The 22920-nt window shown below is 47.5% G+C and carries 17 protein-coding genes and 1 pseudogene; 15 read left to right on the top strand and 3 right to left on the bottom strand.

What is annotated here, in order from left to right; all coding sequences use genetic code 11:
• From C6P39_RS13115 to C6P39_RS13135, 5 genes are all read left to right on the top strand, one after another.
• A complete protein-coding gene (locus C6P39_RS13115) occupies positions 1–1914 on the top strand; it encodes an NAD(+) synthase (RefSeq protein WP_104804070.1) in 1914 nt (637 codons plus the stop codon).
• 42 nt (positions 1915–1956) lie between these two features.
• On the top strand, positions 1957–3051 hold the full coding sequence (locus C6P39_RS13120) for an alcohol dehydrogenase (protein WP_104805924.1): 1095 nt from the start codon (positions 1957–1959) through the stop codon (positions 3049–3051).
• A gap of 122 nt (positions 3052–3173) precedes the next feature.
• A complete protein-coding gene (locus C6P39_RS13125) occupies positions 3174–4154 on the top strand; it encodes a Gfo/Idh/MocA family protein (RefSeq protein ID WP_104804071.1) in 981 nt (326 codons plus the stop codon).
• A gap of 305 nt (positions 4155–4459) precedes the next feature.
• A complete protein-coding gene (locus C6P39_RS13130; protein WP_104804072.1) occupies positions 4460–6523 on the top strand; it encodes a glycoside hydrolase family 31 protein in 2064 nt (687 codons plus the stop codon).
• Between the two features lie 160 nt (positions 6524–6683).
• Complete coding sequence (locus C6P39_RS13135) at positions 6684–7700, top strand: LacI family DNA-binding transcriptional regulator (protein WP_158661560.1); 1017 nt, start codon at positions 6684–6686, stop codon at positions 7698–7700.
• Between the two features lie 612 nt (positions 7701–8312).
• Here the strand turns inward: C6P39_RS13135 and C6P39_RS13140 are convergent.
• Positions 8313–8603, bottom strand: a complete 291-nt coding sequence (locus C6P39_RS13140; protein ID WP_104804074.1) for a helix-turn-helix domain-containing protein — start codon at positions 8601–8603, stop codon at positions 8313–8315.
• Complete coding sequence (locus C6P39_RS28490) at positions 8600–8764, bottom strand: type II toxin-antitoxin system RelE/ParE family toxin (RefSeq protein ID WP_242987186.1); 165 nt, start codon at positions 8762–8764, stop codon at positions 8600–8602. The genes C6P39_RS13140 and C6P39_RS28490 overlap by 4 nt, the downstream gene beginning before the upstream one ends.
• Between C6P39_RS28490 and C6P39_RS27955 the strand changes: the two genes are divergently transcribed.
• The 5 genes and pseudogenes from C6P39_RS27955 (at position 8699) to C6P39_RS13165 (ending at position 12974) form a co-directional block, all read left to right on the top strand.
• A complete protein-coding gene (locus C6P39_RS27955) occupies positions 8699–8887 on the top strand; it encodes a hypothetical protein (protein ID WP_242987039.1) in 189 nt (62 codons plus the stop codon). The two genes, C6P39_RS28490 and C6P39_RS27955, sit on opposite strands and share 66 nt — an antisense overlap.
• 185 nt (positions 8888–9072) lie before the next feature.
• Positions 9073–9336: pseudogene (locus C6P39_RS13150) on the top strand (phage portal protein); the annotation flags it as partial.
• Between the two features lie 308 nt (positions 9337–9644).
• Entirely contained in the window at positions 9645–10979 is a 1335-nt protein-coding gene (locus C6P39_RS13155; protein WP_104804075.1) for an ABC transporter substrate-binding protein, read from the top strand.
• A gap of 97 nt (positions 10980–11076) precedes the next feature.
• Positions 11077–12117, top strand: coding sequence for a carbohydrate ABC transporter permease (locus C6P39_RS13160; RefSeq protein ID WP_104804076.1), 1041 nt, complete (start codon positions 11077–11079; stop codon positions 12115–12117).
• Entirely contained in the window at positions 12117–12974 is an 858-nt protein-coding gene (locus tag C6P39_RS13165) for a carbohydrate ABC transporter permease (RefSeq protein WP_095172297.1), read from the top strand. The genes C6P39_RS13160 and C6P39_RS13165 overlap by 1 nt, the downstream gene beginning before the upstream one ends.
• 118 nt (positions 12975–13092) lie before the next feature.
• On the opposite strand, the gene C6P39_RS13170 is transcribed toward C6P39_RS13165, so the two are convergent.
• Complete coding sequence (locus C6P39_RS13170; RefSeq protein WP_104804077.1) at positions 13093–14127, bottom strand: Gfo/Idh/MocA family protein; 1035 nt, start codon at positions 14125–14127, stop codon at positions 13093–13095.
• A 488-nt stretch (positions 14128–14615) separates the two neighbouring features.
• Here C6P39_RS13170 and C6P39_RS13175 point away from each other — a divergent pair, with 488 nt between their 5' ends.
• The 5 genes from C6P39_RS13175 (at position 14616) to C6P39_RS13195 (ending at position 22916) form a co-directional block, all read left to right on the top strand.
• A complete protein-coding gene (locus tag C6P39_RS13175) occupies positions 14616–15617 on the top strand; it encodes a zinc-binding dehydrogenase (RefSeq protein WP_158661561.1) in 1002 nt (333 codons plus the stop codon).
• 10 nt (positions 15618–15627) lie between these two features.
• A complete protein-coding gene (locus C6P39_RS13180; protein WP_104804078.1) occupies positions 15628–18273 on the top strand; it encodes an alpha-L-rhamnosidase in 2646 nt (881 codons plus the stop codon).
• A gap of 192 nt (positions 18274–18465) precedes the next feature.
• The gene (gene ilvD, locus C6P39_RS13185) at positions 18466–20202 is read left to right on the top strand and encodes a dihydroxy-acid dehydratase (protein ID WP_242987040.1); all 1737 of its coding nucleotides are present in this window, start codon (positions 18466–18468) and stop codon (positions 20200–20202) included.
• Between the two features lie 6 nt (positions 20203–20208).
• Positions 20209–20982: an amidohydrolase family protein gene (locus C6P39_RS13190; protein WP_104804079.1), complete on the top strand. Its 774-nt coding sequence runs from the start codon at positions 20209–20211 to the stop codon at positions 20980–20982.
• 116 nt (positions 20983–21098) lie between these two features.
• Positions 21099–22916 carry a cache domain-containing sensor histidine kinase gene (locus C6P39_RS13195; RefSeq protein ID WP_104804080.1) on the top strand — a complete coding sequence of 606 codons (1818 nt, stop codon included), beginning with the start codon at positions 21099–21101 and terminating at the stop codon, positions 22914–22916.
• Positions 22917–22920 lie beyond the last annotated feature (4 nt).

Consider the following 22920-nt stretch of genomic DNA (forward strand, 5'->3'; position numbering starts at 1 on the left):
ATGAGAGATGGTTTTATCAAAGTAGCAGCCGCCACACCGGATGTTCTGGTAGCAGACTGTGTACACAACAGACAGGCAATTGTAGAGAAAGCCAGGGAGATGGCAAAGAACGGGGCAAAGGTCCTGGTATTTCCGGAACTCTGCCTGACAGGGTATACCTGCCAGGATCTGTTCTGGCAGGAAACCCTGCTGCACAGAACAGAGGAAGAGCTTAAGATCATGCAGAGAGAGCTTCAGGATATTGACGGACTGATCTTTATCGGATTGCCCCTGCGGCATAAAGGAAAGCTCTACAATGCGGCAGCAGTGTTGAATCAGGGCAGGCTCCTGGGGTTTGTTCCCAAGCATCATCTGCCCAATTACGCTGAATTTTATGAGGCCAGATATTTTGTACCGGGTCAGGCTTTTGACGGATATGTGGATTGGCAGGGGGAAAAGGTTCCCTTTGGCCAGAATCTTTTGTTCCACTGTGCGGAAGTGCCGGGACTCAGTGTGGCAGCGGAAATCTGTGAGGATCTGTGGGCACCTAACCCGCCCAGTATATTCCATGCCATGGCAGGGGCCACTTTGATCGTCAATCTCTCAGCCAGCGATGAGACAACAGGAAAAGACGCTTACCGCAGGGAACTGGTAAGCGGACAGTCCGCGCGCCTCATCTGCGGATATATATACGCCACGGCAGGCAACGGAGAGTCCACCCAGGACCTGGTATTCGGGGGACAGAACCTGATTGCGGAGAACGGCACTGTTCTGCGGGAGGCAAAGCGCTTTGCAAATGAGACCATTTACGGGGAAATTGATGTGGAGCGTCTGGAGAGTGAGAGACGGAGGATCTCCACCTGGCAGCCGGAATCCAAGGAAGAGCATACGCAGATCAATTTCCATGTGAAAGTGGAACAGACTCCTCTGTCCAGATTTTTTGACCCCAGTCCCTTTGTACCGGAAGATAAAACGGACAGGGACAGAAGATGTGATGAGATTCTCACCATACAGGCTATGGGCCTGAAAAAACGTCTGGATCACACAGGCTGCAAAGCCGCAGTCCTGGGCATATCGGGGGGACTGGATTCCACCCTTGCCCTGTTAGTGACAGCCAGGGCATTTGACCTGTGCGGCCTTGACAGAAGCCAGATCACAGCGGTGACCATGCCATGCTTCGGTACCACGGACAGGACCTATACCAATGCCTGTGAGCTGACAAGAAGGCTGGGAGCCACCCTTCGTGAGGTTGACATAAAAAAGGCAGTGCTGCAGCATTTTGAAGATATCGGACATGATTATGAGGACCACAGTGTGACCTTTGAAAATGCCCAGGCAAGGGAGAGGACCCAGGTCATTATGGATATTGCCAACAGCCTGGGTGGTCTTGTGATCGGAACGGGGGATCTGTCAGAGCTTGCTCTGGGCTGGGCAACCTACAACGGAGATCATATGTCTATGTACGGAGTCAACGGCTCTGTTCCGAAAACACTGGTACGGCATCTGGTGCGCTACTATGCGGATACCTGCAAAGAGCCGGAACTGGCGGCTATCCTGGAGGATGTGCTGGATACGCCTGTAAGCCCGGAGCTGCTCCCTCCAAAAGATGGGGTCATTTCCCAGAAGACAGAGGATTTGGTAGGCCCGTACGAGCTGCATGATTTCTTCCTGTACTATATGATGCGTTTCCAGTTCGGACCGGGAAAAATTTACCGGATCGCCAGAATTGCCTTTGCCGGCATGTATCATGACGAAGTGATATTAAAATGGCTGAAGAAATTTTACTGGAGATTTTTCTCCCAGCAGTTCAAGCGTTCCTGTCTGCCGGACGGTCCAAAAGTGGGAAGTGTGGCGGTGTCACCGAGAGGGGATCTGCGCATGCCAAGTGATGCGTGCGTGAGGATCTGGATGGATGAACTGGAAACATTGGGATAACAGGTTGGGGAAAAGAAGGTGTAAAAGTTGCAGAAAAATAAGATGCGTGCTGTTGTATATCAGGGAAAGGGAAACATAGCCCTTGAAGAGCGGGATATCCCTGTTATCCGAAATGCCGCGGATGCGATCGTAAAAGTAACGCTCACAACCATATGCTCCAGTGATATCCATATAAAACACGGAGCGGTGCCCAGGGCAGTGCCGGGAACCATTCTGGGCCATGAGTTTGTGGGACAGGTAGTGGAGACCGGAAGTGCTGTAAAGAAGGTCCGCCCCGGTGACCGGGTGGCGGTCAATGTGGAGACGTTCTGCGGGGAGTGCTTTTTCTGCAGAAGGGGATTTGTGAATAATTGCGAGGATGAAAACGGCGGCTGGGCGCTTGGATGCCGCATAGACGGAGGTCAGGCGGAATACTGCCGCATTCCCTATGCGGACAATGGCCTGACTAAGATACCTGACCATGTGACCGACGAGGAAGCTCTGTTCACCGGGGACATCCTTTCAACCGGTTACTGGGCAGCCAAACTGGGCGGATTAAAACCTGCGGATACGGTTGCGGTCCTGGGTGCCGGTCCCACAGGGCTCTGTACCATGATGTGTGCCCGGTTATACAGTCCGGCAAAGATCATTGCCATAGATGTGGATGCGGACAGGCTGGAACTGGCCAAGAGACAAGGGCTGGCTGACGCGGTGGTATGCCCCATGCCAGAGCGCTGCCGCTGCGGAGCCGAGGATTATGCGGACGTGGCAGGAAAAGTGCAGGAGTATGTTGTAGGGCGTGTCCTCTCAGAGAGCCATGGGAGAGGCGCTGATGTAGTATTTGAAGCTGCAGGCGGGGCGGATACTTTTGAGACAGCATGGAAGATTGCCAGACCCAATGCATCTGTCGTGATAGTTGCCATGTATGAGGAGGAACAGGTCCTTCCCCTGCCCCAGATGTACGGCAGGAACCTGACCTTTAAAACAGGCGGAGTGGACGGATGCTATTGTGAGGAGATCATGGAGCTTTTGTCAGCGAAAAAACTGGATACAAGCTGCCTGATCACTCACAGGACGAACTTGGACGGTATCTTGCAGGCATATGAAATCTTTGAAGGCAGGCAGGATGGGGTAATAAAATTTGCGGTGAAACCATGAGGATACAGCGGAAATTCATTCCACAGAAGGAGACAGGCATGAAGAAGCTAAGGAAATTTATTCCGCAGAAGGAGACAGGCATCAAGAAGCTAAGGAAATTTATTCCGTAGAAGGAGATAGACATGGAAAAATTAAGAATGGGTGTGTTAAGTACAGGGAATATTGCTGCGACTATGGCGGAGACACTTCGGTACATGGAGGATGTGGAACTGTACGCAGTGGCGTCCAGAAGCCAGCAGAAAGCGGATACTTTTGCCGCAAAATTCGGATTTGAAAAAGCATACGGTACATATGAAGAGATGGCAGCAGATGGGAAGGTGGATCTGGTATATGTGGCGACTCCCATTTCCGAACACTGCTCCAATGTAAAGATGCTGCTGGAAAACGGCAGGAATGTTCTGTGCGAGAAAGCATTTTCCGTAAATGCACAGGAAGCCAGGGAGATGACGGTGCTGGCAAAAGAAAAAGGTCTGCTGCTGGCAGAGGCCATGTGGGTGAGATATATGCCCATGGCAGAGACACTGCAGGAGGTCATTGCCTCAGGGGCCATCGGTAAGCCGTATACTCTGACTGCCAATCTGGGATACCTCCTGGAATCCGTCCACAGGATGATGGTGCCTGAACTGGCAGGGGGTGCGCTGCTGGATGTAGGTGTTTATACCCTGACATTTGCATCTATCGCATTTGGGGATGACATTTCATCCATAGATACCTCTGTGGTAATGACAGACACAGGCGTGGATGCGCAGAGCAGCATTACCCTCTGCTACCCGGACGGCAGGATGTCTGTGCTGAACAATTCCCTCCGGGCGCTCTCTGACAGGCAGGGCATCATTTACGGAACAAAAGGTTTTCTTGTGGTGGAGAATATCAATAATTTTGAATCCATCACGGTCTATAATGAGAAACGGGAAGTAACGGCCCGGTATGACCAGCCAAAGCAGATAAGCGGTTATGAATATGAGGTGAGAGCCTGCAAAAAGGCTATAGAGGAGGGACTTTGTGAGTGTCCTCAAATGTCCCACAGCCAGACTGTCCGGATCATGGAGCAGATGGATGCTGTCCGTAAAAAATGGGGACTTTGCTATCCTATGGAAAAATAACAGGATTTAATAAAATAACAGCGGCCAGAGTTCAGAAGAGGCACAGTAGAACAGAAAAATCAAGCCAAACCGGGGAATGTACATGAGTACGTTCCCTTGTTTATTTTTACCGTTGTTATTATGACTAAAATCATCTCGGGAAATTTGTGCATAAAACCATATATAGGCAGAAAAATGCGGAAAATATGCCATAATGTATTTGATATATATTGTATGAAGTATAAATTATGCGCAAAAGGTATTGCGGCATAAATAGGCATGTGCTATGATGTCCAAATAATAATGGAGAACCAGGAGGAATAGACATGATACGGAAATACACATACGGAAATCCTTTCTGTACGGACGCGGTTGTAAAGGAGATAACAGCAGAGGATCATACGCTGCCTTACCTGAAACAGACCGTACAGGATGGCAGACTCACATTTTCCTGCCGCCTTGGGGAAAAGGACCTGGTATACGGACTGGGTGAAAATGTGAGAGGGATCAACAAAAGGGGATGGCTTTACAAGAGCTGCTGCGCGGATGAGCCGAACCATTTGGAAGACAGGCATTCCCTGTACGCATCCCATAACTTTTTGGTGGTCGCAGGTGAAGAGACCTTCGGTGTTTTTTTCGATTACCCGGGAATCATCAGCTTTGATGTAGGCTATACTCATTTGGATGAACTGGTCATTACACTGGAGGAGCCGGACGCTGATGTATATATTCTGGAGGGCAGCGATATCCGTTCCATCGTAAAAGAATTCAGAGGGCTTATCGGCAGAAGTTATATACCGCCCAGGTGGGCATTCGGATATCAACAGAGCCGCTGGGGATATAAGTGTGAGGCGGACATCCGAGAGGTGGCAGAGGAGCACCGGAAAAACCACCTGCCCCTTGACAGTATTTATCTGGATATTGATTATATGGAGCGGTACAAAGACTTCACCATTGATGAGGAGCGCTTCCCTGATTTTGAAGGCCTTGTGAGAGATATGAAGGCACAGAATATCCGTCTGGTGCCTATCATAGACGCGGGTGTGAAGGTGGAGGAAGGTTATCCGGTCTATGAGGAAGGTGTGGAGAAAGGCTATTTCTGTAAGGATAAGGACGGAAAAGAGTTTATCGCCGGTGTATGGCCGGGACAGGTGCATTTTCCTGATGTGTTAAACCGTGAGGCACGGGAGTGGTTCGGAAATCAGTATCAGTTCCTTTTGGATAAAGGAATAGAAGGTTTCTGGAACGATATGAACGAGCCTTCCATCTTCTTTGCTCAGGACCGCATGGATGATACCATTGATGCCATCGCAGAGCTGAAGGGAAAGAACCTGGATCTGGATACTTTCCAGAAGTTTACGGGTCTGGTGGATAGTCTGGCAAACAATACGGAGGATTTTAAAAAATTTTATCACAGCACAGACATGGGAACTGTGCGCCATGACAAAGTACATAACCTGTTCGGCTATAATATGACAAGAGCCGCAGGGGAGGCATTTGAGCGCCTGTGCCCGGACAAGAGGATCCTCATGTTTTCACGTTCCTCCTACGTGGGTATGCACCGGTATGGCGGCATCTGGACAGGGGACAACAAGTCCTGGTGGCAGCACCTGCTTCTCAATCTGAAGATGATGCCGTCCCTGAATATGGTGGGAATACTCTATACAGGCGCCGATATCGGCGGCTTTGGTTCGGATACTACGGAAGATCTGGTCATGCGCTGGATCCAGCTTGCCATGTTCTCCCCGCTTATGAGGAATCACACAGCACTGGGGACCAGAATGCAGGAGGTTTACCGGTTTGACCATATGGAGCAGTTTGCGGATATACTGGGGATCCGCTATGGACTGCTGCCCTATATTTACAGTGAATATATGAAAGCTGCCCTTTTCGGGGATATGTACTTTATGCCTCTGTCTTTCGTATACACAGAAGATACCTTTGCCTCCCAGGTGGAGGACCAGCTCTTAGTGGGGGACAGCCTTATGATCGCTCCGGTCTACACACAGAATGCGGAGGGAAGGTATGTATATCTGCCGGAGGAGATGGCACTTTTCCGTTTCCGGAGCCTGACTGACTATGATACGGAAATCCTCCCCGCAGGACATCACTATGTGAAGGCCGGTCTCAGTGAAATGCTGGTATTTCTGCGTCCAGATAAAATATTGCTCCTGTCCGGCGGCGGAGAGTATACCGATGAAGTGGACATGGACCGGGTAAAGGCCATTGCATTTGTAAAAGAAGGGGCATCTTATGAGTGGTATGAGGATGACGGCAAAGGGAAAGACTATGAAAATCCCGAAAATTATGGTAAGATTGTAATCGACAGAAGCGGAAAATGTACTTATACAGGAAGCCGCAGAAAAGAGATCACTGCAGAAATACTGTAAACAGATTAGAGTAACAGTTCAGACAAGCTGAACTGTTACTCATCCAGCCATTAAAAATCGCTTCGCCATGGGCTGGATAAAGCGGGCACTACTTTTTTATACGGTCAGCGCAGTAAATGCGCAGACCTGTCTGAACTGTAAACAGATTGGGGACTTAGAAATGATTACAATTAAAGAGATAGCCAATATGCTGAACGTGAGCACCACCACGGTGTCAAACGTCATTCACGGCAAGACAAAAGAGGTTTCACCAGCCAATGTGGAGCGTATCAGGAAGGTTTTGGAGGAATATGACTATATGCCAAACATCAATGCCAGGAATCTGGCAAGCAAACGCTCCAGGATCATTGGTATGGTGGTCAAGGTCAACGGAAAAGAAAACCCATTTAAAGACCAGTTCTTCGGCGAACTGCTGGGCGCAGTGGAAGAGCGTGTGAGGAGCAAAGGTTATAATCTGATGGTCTATGCACTGAATGATGTACAGCAGGTACAGAAGTTTATCCTGTCCTGGAACATGGATGGACTGGTGACCTGTGGTTTTGTGGAGGGTGAGATCTCATATCTGCAGGAACGCTACAAAAAGCCCATTGTGATCATTGATGATTATGACACCGATGATTTGGACAACTGTATCAACGTCCGTCTGGAAGACAAAAAAGCAGCATATGAGATGACAAAATATGTGATAGGCTGCGGCCACAAGAAAATAGCTTTTCTGGCAGATAATAATATAAACCTGGATCATCAGCGCTTTCTGGGATACTGCCAGGCAATGGAGGAAGCCGGACTTCCGGACAGTGAGGAGAACTTCCTGAAGATATGTTCCGGAAACAGAGGAGAGCAGGATAACCTGAAAGAAATGTGTGAAAGATCCTATGCATACACAGCCATTATATGCGCCTCGGATTATTATGCCTCCATGCTTCTCAATGCACTGCAGGACAGCGGAAGGAAGATTCCGGAGGATATTTCTATCACAGGATTTGATGATGTGGAATACGCTTCCCTGGTAAGACCGGCGCTGACCACAGTGCGTCAGGATATCCAGGAGAAAGGCCAGGTGGCTGTTGACATGCTGGTGAAGATGCTGGAGGGGAAACCGGAGGAAGCAGAGACTTTGGTGGTGCTTCCTACCCGCATGGTCATCCGGGACTCCGTAAGAAATATAAATAAATAATAAAGGATCAGAACTTTATGCCGTATGGCTTGCAGGTTAACTGCAGCCATACGGCTTTTTTGTCTTATAGGAAAGTTCGCCTATAAGATAAAAAATCCCTCCCGGCGGGGTGTGCACTGCGGCGTAAGCTGTAGATGTCGCGATGCGGCTGCGAGTTTCGCAAACGAAACTCTATTATACTTTATAGGAAATTTCGATTTTGGGGGCAATAAAAAAAACATACGTTCCTTGAACATATGTTGGATAACGGTGTGTTTGAACATGACTGCATGACGACACAGTTAGAAGATATAAAAACCTTCCACACCAGCCTCGTCAGCAAACAGGTCATCTTCATTTAAGAAATAATCCATATCCAGAAGTGCATCTTCGCTCATGCGGCGAATGTCCTCGGGTGTCATTCCTTCTGGTGGGTTATCCATATATTTGTCTTTAAAAATATCTTGTAGTATGCTCATAAGCCTATTATGAAGGAAAACGGAAGAAAAAGAAACCCCTAATTCCCCTCATGAATGAGGGGCTAGGGGAGTTGAAGTGTCGAAGACACTTTTTCAATATAAAAAGGGAACAGATTGCTCTGTTCCCAAGATTGTTGATGGATTGCAGTTCATACTACCGGCCAATCTGCTTTGATGCAGATACAGTGAGCTTCAGACCAAGCGGTTGAAAAATCTTTAGCAAGGTATCTAAATTTGGTGTGGTTTTGAAGGATTCAATTCTTGCCACAGAAGATTGGGGGATTCCGCAAATGGAGGCAAGTTCCCTCTGACTGATTCCAAGTGCATTGCGCTGTTCAATCATAGCTCCTACAATGGCGGCAAGATTTTCAGCTTCCTCGATATTAGTTTTACCTTCGGGGTCAATTGTTTTTACATGGTCTTTGTAATCATTCCAGGTTTTCATGCTTCAGCCTCCTTTCTGGATAAATAATCATCACGCTCTGCTTTGGCTTTGTCAATTTCGCGGCGTGGTGTTTTTTGTGACTTTTTGCGGAATTGATGGAGAAGAACAAAGGTGTCATTTCTAAAGTAGAAATAGAATACACGGTTGTTTCCTGGGCGCAGTTCCTATATACCATCGCCGAGGTGCTTCGTAACATTTTCCGGAAGGCGGGTGCCATTGTCCTGCAGCAGCTGAATGTACAGAACTGCCTGTTTATATTGTATGCGGGCATCTTTGTTCGTTGATGCTTTTATTCGCAATGTTTCAAGAAACTCCCAAATTTCGGATTCCCCATTGTCTTTTTCATAGAATTCGATTGTGCATCCTTAGTATGATTCAAAGTGTTTTATTTATTTCTTAATGATATGATAGCATAAATGCTATCAAGGGTCAATAGTTTCATAAATTTTTAGAGGGAGTGTGATGATATATGAGAATATTCAGCGGTCTGTTTCGGTCAAGGGATAAGCCTACCAACAGCACCACTGGCAGTGCCTACCGATTTTTATTCGGCGGCAGCACTTCCGGCAAACTTGTAACGGAGCGTTCCTCCATGCAGATGACGGCAGTATATTCCTGTGTCCGTATCTTAGCGGAGGCAGTCGCAGGACTGCCGCTGCAGTTTTACCGATACACGGAGGAAGGCAGTAAGGAAAAGGCCATCGACCATCCGCTGTATTTCGTTTTTAGTGAATTTGTTCAAAATTGACAAAGCAGACAAAGCATTACAGCGGACGTCATACAATACTTGCTTTTGCGCAAAAGTACACAGATGTCGAATTTTGTAAAAAGGTTTTGCGAAAAACCTTTTGTTAAATATAGACAAAAATACAGCCGTATATAGGTTGAAATAGGGAGGAATTCTGTTAAAAATGGAGAAATGCATATTAGGTGTTATAAAAAACATTGATTTTACGCGGGGTTGGTGGTAAGATACAAAACATCAAAACCTTATGCGCAAAAGGTATAAAAAAATAATCCTCAGAAAGGTTGGTAAGAGAAATGAAAAAGAAGATTTTAGCGGCATTACTTGCGGGAGCAATGACAGTTACACTGGGAGCATGCGGAGGAAATACAGACAGTGGAAATGACACCGGCAAAGCTGACGACAGCACACAGGGGACAGCGGACACAGCGGATGTGAGCAAGGACGCAATTCGCTTTATGAACACAAAAATTGAGATTGACGGAGCTTTGAAGGAGTTCGCAAAGCAGTATCAGGAAGAGACCGGGCAGGAGGTTGTCATAGAATCCCTGGGCGGCGGTGTGGATGTAAACGGACAGCTCAAGAACTATTATGCAGCAGGCAATATGCCGGATATTTTTGCATTTGCCGCAGACTCTTACAAATCTTCTTTTAAAGACTGGCTGGAACCATTGGACGGAGAATCTTGGATTGAAGATACAGAGTATGCGTTTAAGGGAGAGGACGGAAAGGTATACGGTATGCCATTTGCGCTTGAGGGCATTGGCCTGGCATATAACAAAGACATACTGGATCAGGCAGGTATAGATCCCTCCACACTGACAAATATCAATGCGTATAAAGAAGCATTTGAAAAAATAGACGGCATGAAGGACGAGCTGGGGATCACATCTGTCTGCGCTGTGGCAGCAGAGTCAGGGCAAATGTATTGGTCCACAGGAAATCACATGATGGCAGCCTATATTTCCCAGGGAAAAGACAGAACAGACAAAGATATCATTGATAAGCTGAATGCAGGGGAGATTGATAAGGATAGAATGGGAGAATTTGGGGACTGGCTGCAGTTGCTGTTTGACTACTCAGACCAGAACGTACTGATCTCCGGTACATATGATGACCAGCTTGCGCTGTGGGCAACAGGAAAAGCGGCATTCATCACACAGGGCAACTGGATCGACCCGTCACTTCCCACATATAAGGCAGAGTTTGCCTGCGGCCTGGCACCGGCTGCTTTCTCAACAGAGGACACTGACGGTATTATCGTAGATGCACCGGCTGTTTGGGGTATTTATAATGAGAGCGATAAGATTGACGCCTGCAAGGCATTTTTAAAGGCACTGGCTGAGAGCGAAGAGGGACAGAAAGCCCTGGTTGAGGACTGCGGAATGGTTTCCCCGTATAAATCCTGCACTCTGGAGCCAAGCACACCACTTGCAAAAAGTATGCTTCCTTATATCAAAGACGGCAAGACATATGCCTGGGATTGGCTGACACAGCCGGAAGGTATCGCACAGAATGCCACAGGCGCTGTATTTGAGCTGTACGCAAAGGGCCAGCTGGACAAACAGGGATTTGTAGACACCATGGAATCAGTGATCAAAGATTATGTAGCAACTAACGGAAGCAATTAACCAGTTTTGCCGGCGGTTTTTCCTTAGGGTGTGCGCGGGAAAGGTCCCGGGCATATCCGGGGAGGACAGCCGGTAAATTTTCAAAAGGGGAAAAGACATGAATGTTCAATTGAAAAAAACAATATCAATCGCTGCCATAGCTGCGGGCATCCTATGTATGGCAGCAGCACTGTATATGGATTTTTCCGGCAGCTCCTCCGCGGTCAGAGGGCCGCTTCTCATAGCAGGAGCTGTGCTTGTAATGGCTGGTGTGTATCTGCTTCCTACCAGAAAACACCGTTCCATTATCAATGTATTGTTTTTGTTTCCGCTGATCTTCGCGTTTGCGGTGACGGTGCTGATCCCGTTTGCCTGCGGTATTTTCTATTCCATGACGGACTGGAACGGAATCAAATTTGAAAAGTTTGTGGGACTTGGCAATTACATAAGTATGTTTAAATCAAACGATTATATATATTCCTTTGTAGTAACCTTTATTTTTACGGTTATCAACATGCTGGCTGTCAATCTGGTGGCTTTCGGACTGGCCCTTCTGTGTACGTCAAAAGTAAAAGGACGAAATTTTTACCGCGCAGCTTATTTTATACCGAACCTGATCGGTGGTATTGTTTTGGGTTATGTATGGCAGTTTATTTTCAACAAGGTAATGACAACTGTGATCGAGGGCAGTACATCCATGCTGACAGACCCCAATCTGGCGATTGCGGCGATCCTGATCGTGAGTACCTGGCAGTATGCGGGTTATATCATGATGATTTACGTGACAGGGCTTCAGAGTGTGCCTAAGGATATCCTGGAGGCATCCAATGTGGATGGTGCCAACCAGATCACAACACTGCTGAAGATTAAAGTCCCTATGATAGCCAATACATTTACCGTATGTATTTTCCTGACACTTGTGAACTCGTTCAAGCAGTTTGACCTGAACTTGGCCATCACCAACGGAGCGCCCAGCCGTATCCTGGCGGGAAAACCGGTACAGGCCACAGAGTTCCTGGCTTTAAACATATATAATACGGCTATCAGCAAGAATCAGTATGCACTGGGGCAGACAAAGGCAGTGGTTTTCTTTATTATCCTGGCCATTGTTTCCCTGACACAGGTATCCATCAGTAAGAAGAAGGAGGTTGAAATGTAATGAAGGCACAAAAAATAAGAACCGGAATCGCAGAGGTTATCGGTGTGATTCTTACGATCATCATCCTGGCTCCTTTCCTGCTGGTTGTTGTGAACTCTGCAAAAAGCAGCGCGGACATTATCACAAGTCCCATTACCCTGCCGGAACACTGGGGGCAGATTTTTACCAATCTGAGCAATGTGATTCATAACCAGAACTTTAATTACTGGAACTCTTTCTTCAGCTCTCTGCTGATCACGGCAGTTTCTCTTTTGCTGCTGACGGTATTTTCCAGTATGGCGGCATGGGTACTGGTGAGAAATAAGACCAAATGGTCAAGCTTTATTTTTATGCTTTTTGTATCCGCTATGGTCATTCCTTTCCAGGTGGTCATGCTGCCGCTACTTTCCACATTCCGGGAAACCTCCAACTTTTTCGGAATCCAGATGCTGCAGAGTTATAAGGGAATCATCTTTGCTTATCTGGGCTTCGGCGGGTCTATGTCTGTGTTCATTCTGCACGGATTTGTGAAGGGGATCCCTTATGAACTGGAGGAGGCCGCGTGGATTGATGGGTGCAGTCCCGAGGGGACTTTCTTTCGGATCATTTTCCCGCTTTTGAAGCCTGTGCAGGTGACGGTCCTGATATTGAACGGTATCTGGATCTGGAACGACTACCTTCTGCCTTCTCTGATGCTGGGACTGAATGGCCGGATCAAAACACTGCCGGTTGCGGTCAGCAGTTTTGTGGGGTCTTATGTGAAACAATGGGATTTGATCTTGTCGGCAGCGCTGCTTGCCATGATACCCATCATTATCCTGTTCTTGTTTGCGCAGAAGCAGATCATACAGGGAATGGTGGACGGAGCGATCAAATAGAAGGGGATTTTGAAAATTATATAGTTTGTTGAGTAAGACGCCGGATAGGAGTAAGGGACCTGTCCGGCGTCTTTTTTGTGTCGTGTATCGTTAATATTAAGTTTCATCCTGAGGGAGGTCAGGACAGATTTTTGGTGTTTACAACACACCCCTTTTCTGCGGATTCTAATGTGGCGAAGACTGCCTTCATAGATTCAAAGGAAGATGCTCCGGAGATCAGGGGCGGGGTGTTTGTGGTCAGGCAGGTCATCCAGGTATCTATGATACCGGAACCGTTTTGACCGCAATGATAGTTGTTCATATCAAAGTTAATCTGTTCTCCGCTCTTTTTTTCTAAGATAATAGGGTACTGGGGATCACAGTTGATTTTCAGGCTGCCGTTGGTACCGTATATTATGGTGGATTTATCTTCCTGGCCGTAGCAGGTCCAGCTCACTTCCATGGTCCCGATGACGCCCTTTTGGGTGCGGAAGATGCAGACTGCATTGTCGTCCACGTCAATGGGAGTTCCATCAGGATTTTTTTTGTCCAGGGTCTCGGTTACGGCCATGGCGCTTTCGATCACATCATCTAACAGGTAATGTATCAGGTCTGCTTTATGTATCCCCAGATCAGCCATGGCGCCGAAGGCGGCGGATCTTTTGTCAAAGAACCAGACTTTTTGGCGGTCAACGGTCCAGTTTTCGGGACCGGAGTGGCGGAAATTGGTGTGGAAGCTTAAAACGTTTCCAATGGCACCGCTCTGAAGGATCTCTTTGGCCTTTACGTGGGTGGGGAACAGACGCTCCTGCTGGCCGATCATCAGAAACTTCCCGGTCTCTTTTGCGGCGTTTACCATAGCCTGGCATTCGTCGTAGGTGACAGCCATGGGCTTTTCACACAGGACATGTTTTCCCGATTTTAGTGCCTTTATGGAAATTTCGCAGTGTGAGTGATTTGCTGTACAGATGCTGACCGCGTCAATGGCCTCATCATTTAGCAGGTCCTCGTAAGACTTATATGGGACTGCATGATATTTTGCCGCGATTTCTTCGGTACGCTTTTCATTCATGTCATATACCCCGTAAATACAGGCATCCGGGTTCTGATCATATTCCGGGATATGACGTACCTGCGCAATTCTGCCGCATCCTATAATTCCAATGTTTATCAATTTAGTTACCTCCTTTTTTATGGTATGTTTGAAAATTACCGTTAGGGTCTTTCAAATACACTTTAGAATTATAGAACTTGAACAGAAGAAATATATGCAATATTTTTACTGGAATCCTGTCTATTTTTACTATCTCAACTTTCATTGCAGACGCTGTCCGGTAACAGTTCAGACAGGTCTGCGCCTTTACTGCGCTGACCGTATGAAAAAGTAGTGCCAGCTTTATCCGGCCCGTCGCGAAGCGATTTTTAATGGCTGGATGCGTAACGGTTCAGCTTGTCTGAACTGTTACGCTGTCCGGGCAAAGCCGGCCTGCCCGGAACGGTCCGGGTATAGGAAAGGCACCAGGGGGAGGAACATGTTTGCAGTGGTAAAAATAGATAGGATTTCGGTAAAATAATTAAGATAGAATTATGGAAAAAGACGATATACTAGGCGCAGAAGAGTTATATCAACACTACGAAAATTTAACAAAAGGAGAGGTTTCCATGAATAAAACAATTATTTTTCCATCAGCAGGAAATGTGGAGCTGCAGGACAGGGAATGTCCAAAACCCCAAAAGGGAGAGGTCCTGATCCAGACAGAGGTATCTTTGGTCAGCATTGGCACAGAACTGACCTTTTTAAATGGGGAATGTCCCAAAGATTCCAAATGGTCTTCCTATATCCATTATCCAATGACACCGGGCTATTCCAATGTAGGAGTTGTGGTAGAGACAGGAGAAGGGGTTTCAAAAGAATGGATTGGCAGGAGAGTAGCCAGTTTCAGCAAACATGCACAGTACGTGACGGCAAAGGAAGAGGAACTCCGCGTGATCCGTTATGATATCACCTCAGAGGAGGCTGCCTTTTTTGCCATTGCAGAAGTTGGTTTAAATGGGATCAGACGAACCAAGATTGAACTGGGAAACCGGGTGGTGGTCTACGGTGCGGGAGTCATCGGCCAGGTTTTAGTCCGTTATCTGCTGGCCGGAGGGTGTACAGAAATAGTAGTTGTGAACCGTTCCCAAAAAAGGCTGGAATATCTTCCGAAATCTTCAGCAGTGATTCCTGTGTCCTCAAAAACAGAGTCCGTAATGGAAGCAGTAAAGCAGGCCACACAAGGTGAGCTTGCGGACATTGTGTTTGAGACCACCGGAAACGCAGATTTGATCCCGGAGGAATTTCAGGTGCTGCATCAGCAGGGGAAACTTTGTATGCTGAGTTCACCGAGAAAAGAAACAAAATTTGATTTTCACGATTTCTGCAACGCGGGGAGTTTTCAGATCATAGGGGCGCACATCTCCTCCCAGGCTGTGACGGCAGGGTTTGATGATCCCTGGACCTGTGTGCGTAACAGTGAAGTGTTCTTCAAGATGATCGCCACCGGGCAGATGGAAGTGGCCAGTCTTATCAGCCACCGAGTTTTTTATGAGGAGGCTGCCGGGATATATAAACAGATGCAGGAAAACCGTTCCCCGTTCATGGGCGTTGTGATTCAATGGAGATAAGGAGATTAGGATGGAAAGAAAATGTTATGCACCGGAAAAACTTACCTGTGAATATTCTGTAAATCCCATGGGGATCCACAGCAAAAACCCCAGATTAGCATGGAAGATGGCAGGATATGGAAGAGGCAGAAGACAAACCGCCTATCAGATATGGGCATCGCACAGCAAAACCCAGCTTTCAGATGAGAGCGGCCTGTGCTGGGACAGCGGCAGGGTGGAGAGTTCCTGTTCTGTGGGCATTTATTACGGAGGGGAATCCCTTCATTCCAGAGAGAGGATATACTGGTGCGTGAGGATCTGGGACGAGGCGGGCAAAGTGTCTCCCTGGAGTGAGATAAACTTTTTTGAGGCAGGACTCTTGGAGGAAAGCGACTGGAAAGCCAGTTGGATCTGTGCAGATGACCAGGTGAGTGCACCTTATTTCAGAAAAGACTTTTCGGTAAAGAAAAAGCTGGAAAAAGCCACGGCTTATATCTGCGGGTTAGGATTCTATGAGCTTTCGTTCAATGGAGAGAAAAGGAATGAACAATTTCTGCTGCCCAACAGAACGGATTTCACCAAAAGAGTTTATTACCATACCTATGACATTACGGAAGACCTAAAAAATGGGGAAAATACCATGGGCGTGATTTTGGGAAATGGCTGGTATAACCAGAGGGATAAGGTCAATGTGAAACTATTATGGTATGGCTGTCCGAAGCTGTTATTTCAGATTGAACTGTATTATGAAGATGGAACCAGGGAGACAGTAGGCAGTGATACTTCCGTGACATGGCAGCAGGGGCCTATACAATATAATAATATTTATTTCGGAGAGATATATGATGCACGTCAGGAACTGCCAGGGTGGAACCGGCCCGGTGTGCGAAAGGAGGAATGGAATCAGGCGGGACCGGCAAAAGAACCCGGAGGGAGTCTGACAGAACAGAGGGCATCCGGTGACGCTGTGACAGGCACGATACATCCTAGAACGATTACGAAGGTCAAAGAGGATATGTATGTGCTGGATTTCGGGCAGAACATCACAGGCTGGTTAAAGATGAAAGTGAGGGGCAGTGAGGGACAGACCATAACCATGCGTTTCGGCGAGGAGCTGTGGCCGGATGGGAAGATCAATTATTACAGCACCGGAACCGGATGGAAACAGCAGAAAGACGTGTATATCCTGAAGGGAGGAGAGGAGGAGGAGTATCAGCCCCGCTTTACCTGGCATGGATTTCGATACGCGGAAATACAGGGATACGGGAAAATGCCTGAAACAGAAGATATTGAGGCTGTGGTAGTACATACAGGGGTGGAAGAAGACGGACAGTTTAGCTGCTCCAATGTATTGATGAATCAGATCCAGCAGGCCTCCCGCTGGTCCCTGTTAAATGGGCTGCACTGCGGCATGCCTCTGGATTCTCCCCACAGGGAAAGGCAGGGGTACGGCGGGGATGCACTGACAGCAGCGAAAGCCTGTATCTGTAATTTTAATATGGAGAATTTTTATGCTGCCTGGATGGACGATTTTGCGGATGCCCAGGATGCGGAAACAGGTTTTGTGCCTCACACGGTACCTTGTCAGGACGGCGGGGGCGGTCCGGCCTGGGGCTGTGCCTATATTATCATTTCCTGGTTATGCTATGAATACTATGGGGATACAGAGATACTGAAAAAACATTTTGGAAATATGGAACACTGGATGGAGTTCCTGGCTACAGGTGTCCGAAACGGTATCGTAGAAGCGGAAGGGACAGATAAGGATTGCCTGGGAGAGTGGTCAACGCCGGGTGAGACCTTGATTCCGCCCCGGTTTGTGAATACCTATTTTTACGGTTATTGTGCTTCTTTGATGGAAAATATAGCGAAGGTTCTGGGAAAGGAAGAGGAAAGGCAGTCCTACAGTGTTTTAAAGGAAAATACCATACAGGCTTTCCGACGGGAATTTTTCCATAAGGAGACAGGCCGGTACAGCATCGGGGCACAGGGCAGTGAAGCCTTTGCCTATAAACTGGGAGCTGTAAAAGAACAGGAAAAAGAACAGGTCTTCAGATATATGGCAAAGCATGTTGCTAAGGAATGTGATGGTCATCTGGATACAGGGATCTTTGGGACACCTTATCTATTTGAAACACTTGTGGATAACGGGTATGGGGATATTGCATATCAGATGATCACAAATACTACATATCCCGGCTATGGCTATATGCTTACCAACGGGGCCACGGCGCTGTGGGAGTATTGGGAAAAAGAATACGGGTTCTATCAGTGTTCCTGCTGTCATAACCAGCCCATGTTCGGAAGCATCAGCGGATGCTTTTACGAAAAAGTGGCGGGGATCGTGCCCCTTTCGCCAGCCTGCAAAGAGGTTCTGATCGCACCGGGGCCAATCGGTGATCTGCGGTTTGCGGCAGCTAAGAAAGAGACCATGTATGGGATGGTTTCTGTAGAATGGGAAAAAACAGACATGGATTTTTCTTTGTATTTAACCATTCCCTGCAATACCGGCGCAGTGGTGCTGCTTCCGGCCACCGGAGAAGCGCTGCAGGAAGGCGGCGATCTCTTATTGCCCGGGGAAGAGGGAAAAGAAGGGATCCGCTCTGTAGAACAGACGGATAAGGGATACTGTATCCGGGTAGGATCAGGAGATTACCGGTTTACACTTAAAAAATAGATACTGTCCACAGGCAGGCATCTGGACAGTAACATGGCATATCCGCTGGGAACCGCTTGCGGCCAGGGGTATGCCCATTGGCTGTATGATACAGTGGCTTATAGCTTATCTAGCAGGTGACAAGCTATGGATTGAACAGTAACAAAAATGGAACAGTTGCAATAAATGAACAGATTGAGCAGGAGCGCTGGTATGAATACGAGAAGCAGTGATATTTTAAAGGGACCTCAGTGGGCAAATGTGAGGGCGTTGTATAAGGCGGACGGGTATACCCGGGAGGAACTGGAAAAACCCATGATCGCCGTGGTGAATTCCTACAGCACAGTCTGCCCCGGGCATGTGATATTTAAAAATTTATCGGAGCGTGTCAGAGAAGGAATACAGGCAGGAGGCGGTACGCCCGTAGAATTCGGCGTGATCGGGGCATGTGACGGGATAGCAATGGGACATAAGGGAATGCGGTATATTCTTCCCACAAGGCAGATGATCGCGGACAGCATAGAAGCCATGGCGGAAGCACACAGACTGGACGGCCTTATCTTACTGGGGAGCTGTGACAAGATCATTCCCGGTATGCTCATGGGAGCCATGCGGGTGAATCTTCCGGCCATTCTTATAAACGGCGGTCCCAGCCTGCCGGGACGTATGAAGGAGGGGAATCCTTACGGAGGAGAATACATTGACCATTCTATTATCCAGGAATCAGAAGGTGCGCTGAAGAAGGGACTGATCAGCGAGGAAGGATTTAAGTGGATAGAGGAACATGCTATGCCCTCCATCGGCTCCTGCGCCATGCTGGGTACGGCCAACACCATGGGATGTCTGGCAGAGGCCATGGGGATCATGCTGCCCGGTACAGCGGCTATCCCTGCGGTGTATAGTGAGAGATTGTCCGTGGGATATCAGAGCGGCAAGCAGATTGTAGAAATGGTACGCAGAAATATAAAAATAAGAGATATCATAACGAAACAGGCAATTTATAATGGGATCAGGGTGAACGCCGCCATAGGAGGTTCCACCAACGCAGTCCTTCATTTGCTGGCTGTTGCATATGAAGGTGAGATCGAGATGTCTGTATTTGAATTTGGAAAGATATGCGAGGGGATCCCTCATCTGGTCCCCTTGATCCCGGCAGGCAGCAATACTCTCCTGGATTTTTATGAGGCGGGAGGGATACCGGTACTTATGAAGGAGTTACAGGAGGTTTTGTGGACACAGGAAAAGACCTGTACAGGTAAAACCGTTGGAGAATTGTTGGAGAATGTAACCAATCACAGAAAAGAGGTGATCCACCCCATGGAAAATCCCGTACATAAAATGGGAGGGATCAAAATCCTGAAAGGAAATCTGGCGCCGGAGGGCGCAGTGACGAAGCCTTCCGCTATTCCGGAAAAAGCCCTGGTGTTTCGCGGAAAAGGAAAGATATACGAGGGGGAGGAAGAGGCGCTTAACGGCATCAGATGCGGCGAGGTCAAAGCCGGAGATGTGGTAGTGATCCGCAATGAGGGCCCCAAGGGTGGACCGGGTATGCCTGAAATGTACAAGGCAATGAAGCTGTTGGTGGGGATGGATCTGGGAGACAAAGTGTGCCTGATCACGGACGGAAGATTTTCCGGTTCCAATAACGGCTGTTTTGTAGGGCACATCTGCCCCGAAGCCGCTGACGGCGGCCCCATCGCCTATCTGGAGAATGGAGATGAAATCCTGGTAGATGTACGGCAGGGGACCATAGAGGCTGTTTGCGTTGACTTTGTACAGCGCCGTAAGACAAAAGCCAGAGTCCATAAGAATATCACAGGCTGTCTGTATCAGTATGCTCAAAATGTGGGATCAGCATCGAACGGAGGAGTCATCCCCACGCGGGAAAGGCAGAGCAGGCCCGGGTGCCCGGCTCCCGTTGGCACCCGGACCGGAAAAAGAGAGGATTGAGATTGTATGAAAATAATTGATGTACACGCACACCTTGGGGATGACTGTGTTTTTGACCATCATATCAGCGAGGAGGATCTGTTAAAGGGATACGAGGATACCCCGGTGGCGGGAGCCATTGTGCAGCCATCCCTGCCCCGGTTTTCCCTGCAGGCAAACCGGGAGATACATGACCGAATTGCCCGTCTGTGTGCTTCCAGGAAAATGAAGTTTTGGGGGCTGGCCTCCATCTATCCCCATTTTACAAAGGAAGAGTACAGAGAGGAGGCATACAGATGCATCAAAGAACTGGGATTTGTGGGCTTGAAGATCACACCTGTAGGGCATGCGGTAGATCCGGAATCGGAGGACGGCATGTTCGCCTTTTCCGTTGCAAATGAGCTTCAGGTGCCTATGATGGTCCATACAGGCTCCGGCGTGCCGTTTTCCCAGCCTTTGAAGATATGGAAGGCAGCCCGGAAATATCCGGATCTGAAAATTGTGATCGCCCATTCCGGTATGGATTGGGATACTCATCAGGCCATATTTGTGGCAAAAGAATGTCCCAATATCTACCTGGAGACCAGTTGGACAGGAATCTATAACACAAGGGAGATCTACAGGGAAATAGGACCACACAGGATGATGTTCGCGTCAGACCATGTGAATAATGTAAAGGTGGAGCTGGAAAAGTATAAGCAGATCCTGAAACCTGAGGATATGGATCAGGTATTTTGGAAAACTGCAGAGAGCGTATTTACATGCAGCAGTCCACACGCTGTAACGGTTCAGCTTGTCTGAACTGTTACCACACGCTTCTGTTTTTTGAGGTGTGTTCTCGCCTTTATTGATTTATTACGGAAAATAGTGTATAATTTACAAAATTCTTTGAAAATTATAAGGAAAAAAGGAAAATTATGCCAAATACAAAAGATTGGAAGCGTAAAATACAGCATTTTATTTATTCAAAGAAAATTGCAACGAAAATGTCAGTTTTGATGATCACGATTATCACCTTAGTATTTCTTTGCACCGTGGCAATTTTCCAGACCTATAATAAGCGTATTTTATATGAAAATACCCAGGAAGCTGCCATCACGAATCTGACAAGTGTGAACACATTAGTGGAAAATATAATCGAAAATATCAATACATATTCCTATATCTGTCTGTCAGACTCTGATCTGCAGCAGGGACTGGTAAAGGAAAAGGTGGAAATCACCGATTTCCGCAATATAGAGCAGATAGAAGATTCCCTGATAGAATTGATCTCCAAAATTGATCTGATCGAGTCCGTTTATATTTTTGATACGGAAAATTTTTTGTGCTACTCAGACAAGTCGGGAAACAATCCCCTGCGGCACAGTAACATACAGGACTATAGCTGGTACCGGGACGTAGGGCAGGACGGGCAGTATCACGTCATCTACCGCTGTGATGACTTTTTCCGCAATCCCGATAAGATACCGGGCATTTCCTTTGCCCGTGCCATCAGAAGCCTTGATTCCATGCAGACCATCGGATACATGATGATCCATATCTCCCAGGAAATGGTGGAGAAGCTGCTGCTGAATCTAGATGATAATGAGTCACAGATGAAATTTTACATTTTTTCGAATAAAGACCATGTGTTGCTGAATACCTTAGACAGCAGTATGCAGAAGGAGGCGGAAAGACTGGGAATCCAGCTTGTGAAAGAAGGCCGGGACTCCGCCACGGAGCAGATCGGAAACGTCCGCTGCCAGATATCCGTGTACCAGACGGAGACGCTGACTTACATGGGGGTCACGCCTTTTGATGATCTTCATCAGCAGGAAAAAGGAACGGTTCTGCTGACCATGATACTCCTTGCTGTCCAGGCGGCGATCATTATCATTGCGGCACTGTTTGTGTCCCACTGGTATACTCGCCCCATTGAAAAATTAATGGAATCTATGGAGGAGGTAAAGAACGGACATTTCAAACAGATTGAGATAAAGACCAAGCACCGTGAAGTGCAGAATCTGATAGATGTTTATAATGAAATGGTGGGGGAGATCCAAAATCTGCTGGAGAAAACAAAACAGGTGGAAATGCAGAAAAGAAAAGCGGAATTGGAAGTTCTGAGTACACAGATGAACCCCCATTTTCTCTATAATACCTTTGATTCTATTAAATCCCTGTTTTTGTTAAAACGCTATGAGGATGCCTATCACATGATGTGTGAACTGGCCCAGTTCTATAAGATCAGTCTGAGCAAAGGCGATGAGTATATCACCATAGAAAAAGAAGTCCAAATGGTGGCAAACTATATCGAAATACAGAAAATGCGTTACGGTGAGGACCTGCAGGTGGACTATGATGTGGACCCCGAAGTGGGCGGATATAAAATATTAAAGCTGGTCTTACAGCCTTTAGTTGAAAATGCCATCACCCATGGAATCCACGGTTTCGTGGAGGAAGGCCGTATCGCTGTGCGGATCAAAGAGGAAAAGGGATATTTAAGCCTGGTGGTGGAAGATAACGGGATTGGAATGACAGAGAATACACTAAACAATGTCCTCAATGGCAAAAATACAGGAGCCGGGAAATCCTTTGGGTTAATGGGGACCATTCGGAGACTGGTATACTGTTACGGCGGGGATATGGTCTATAAAATAACAAGCAGGATCAACCGGGGAACAAAGATACAGATTTATATTCCTATGAAAGATCTCCGTAACAGTTCAGACCGGCCTGCGCATTTACTGCACTGACCGT

It is taken from the genome of Blautia marasmi (assembly GCF_900258535.1).
GTDB lineage: Bacteria > Bacillota > Clostridia > Lachnospirales > Lachnospiraceae > Blautia > Blautia hominis.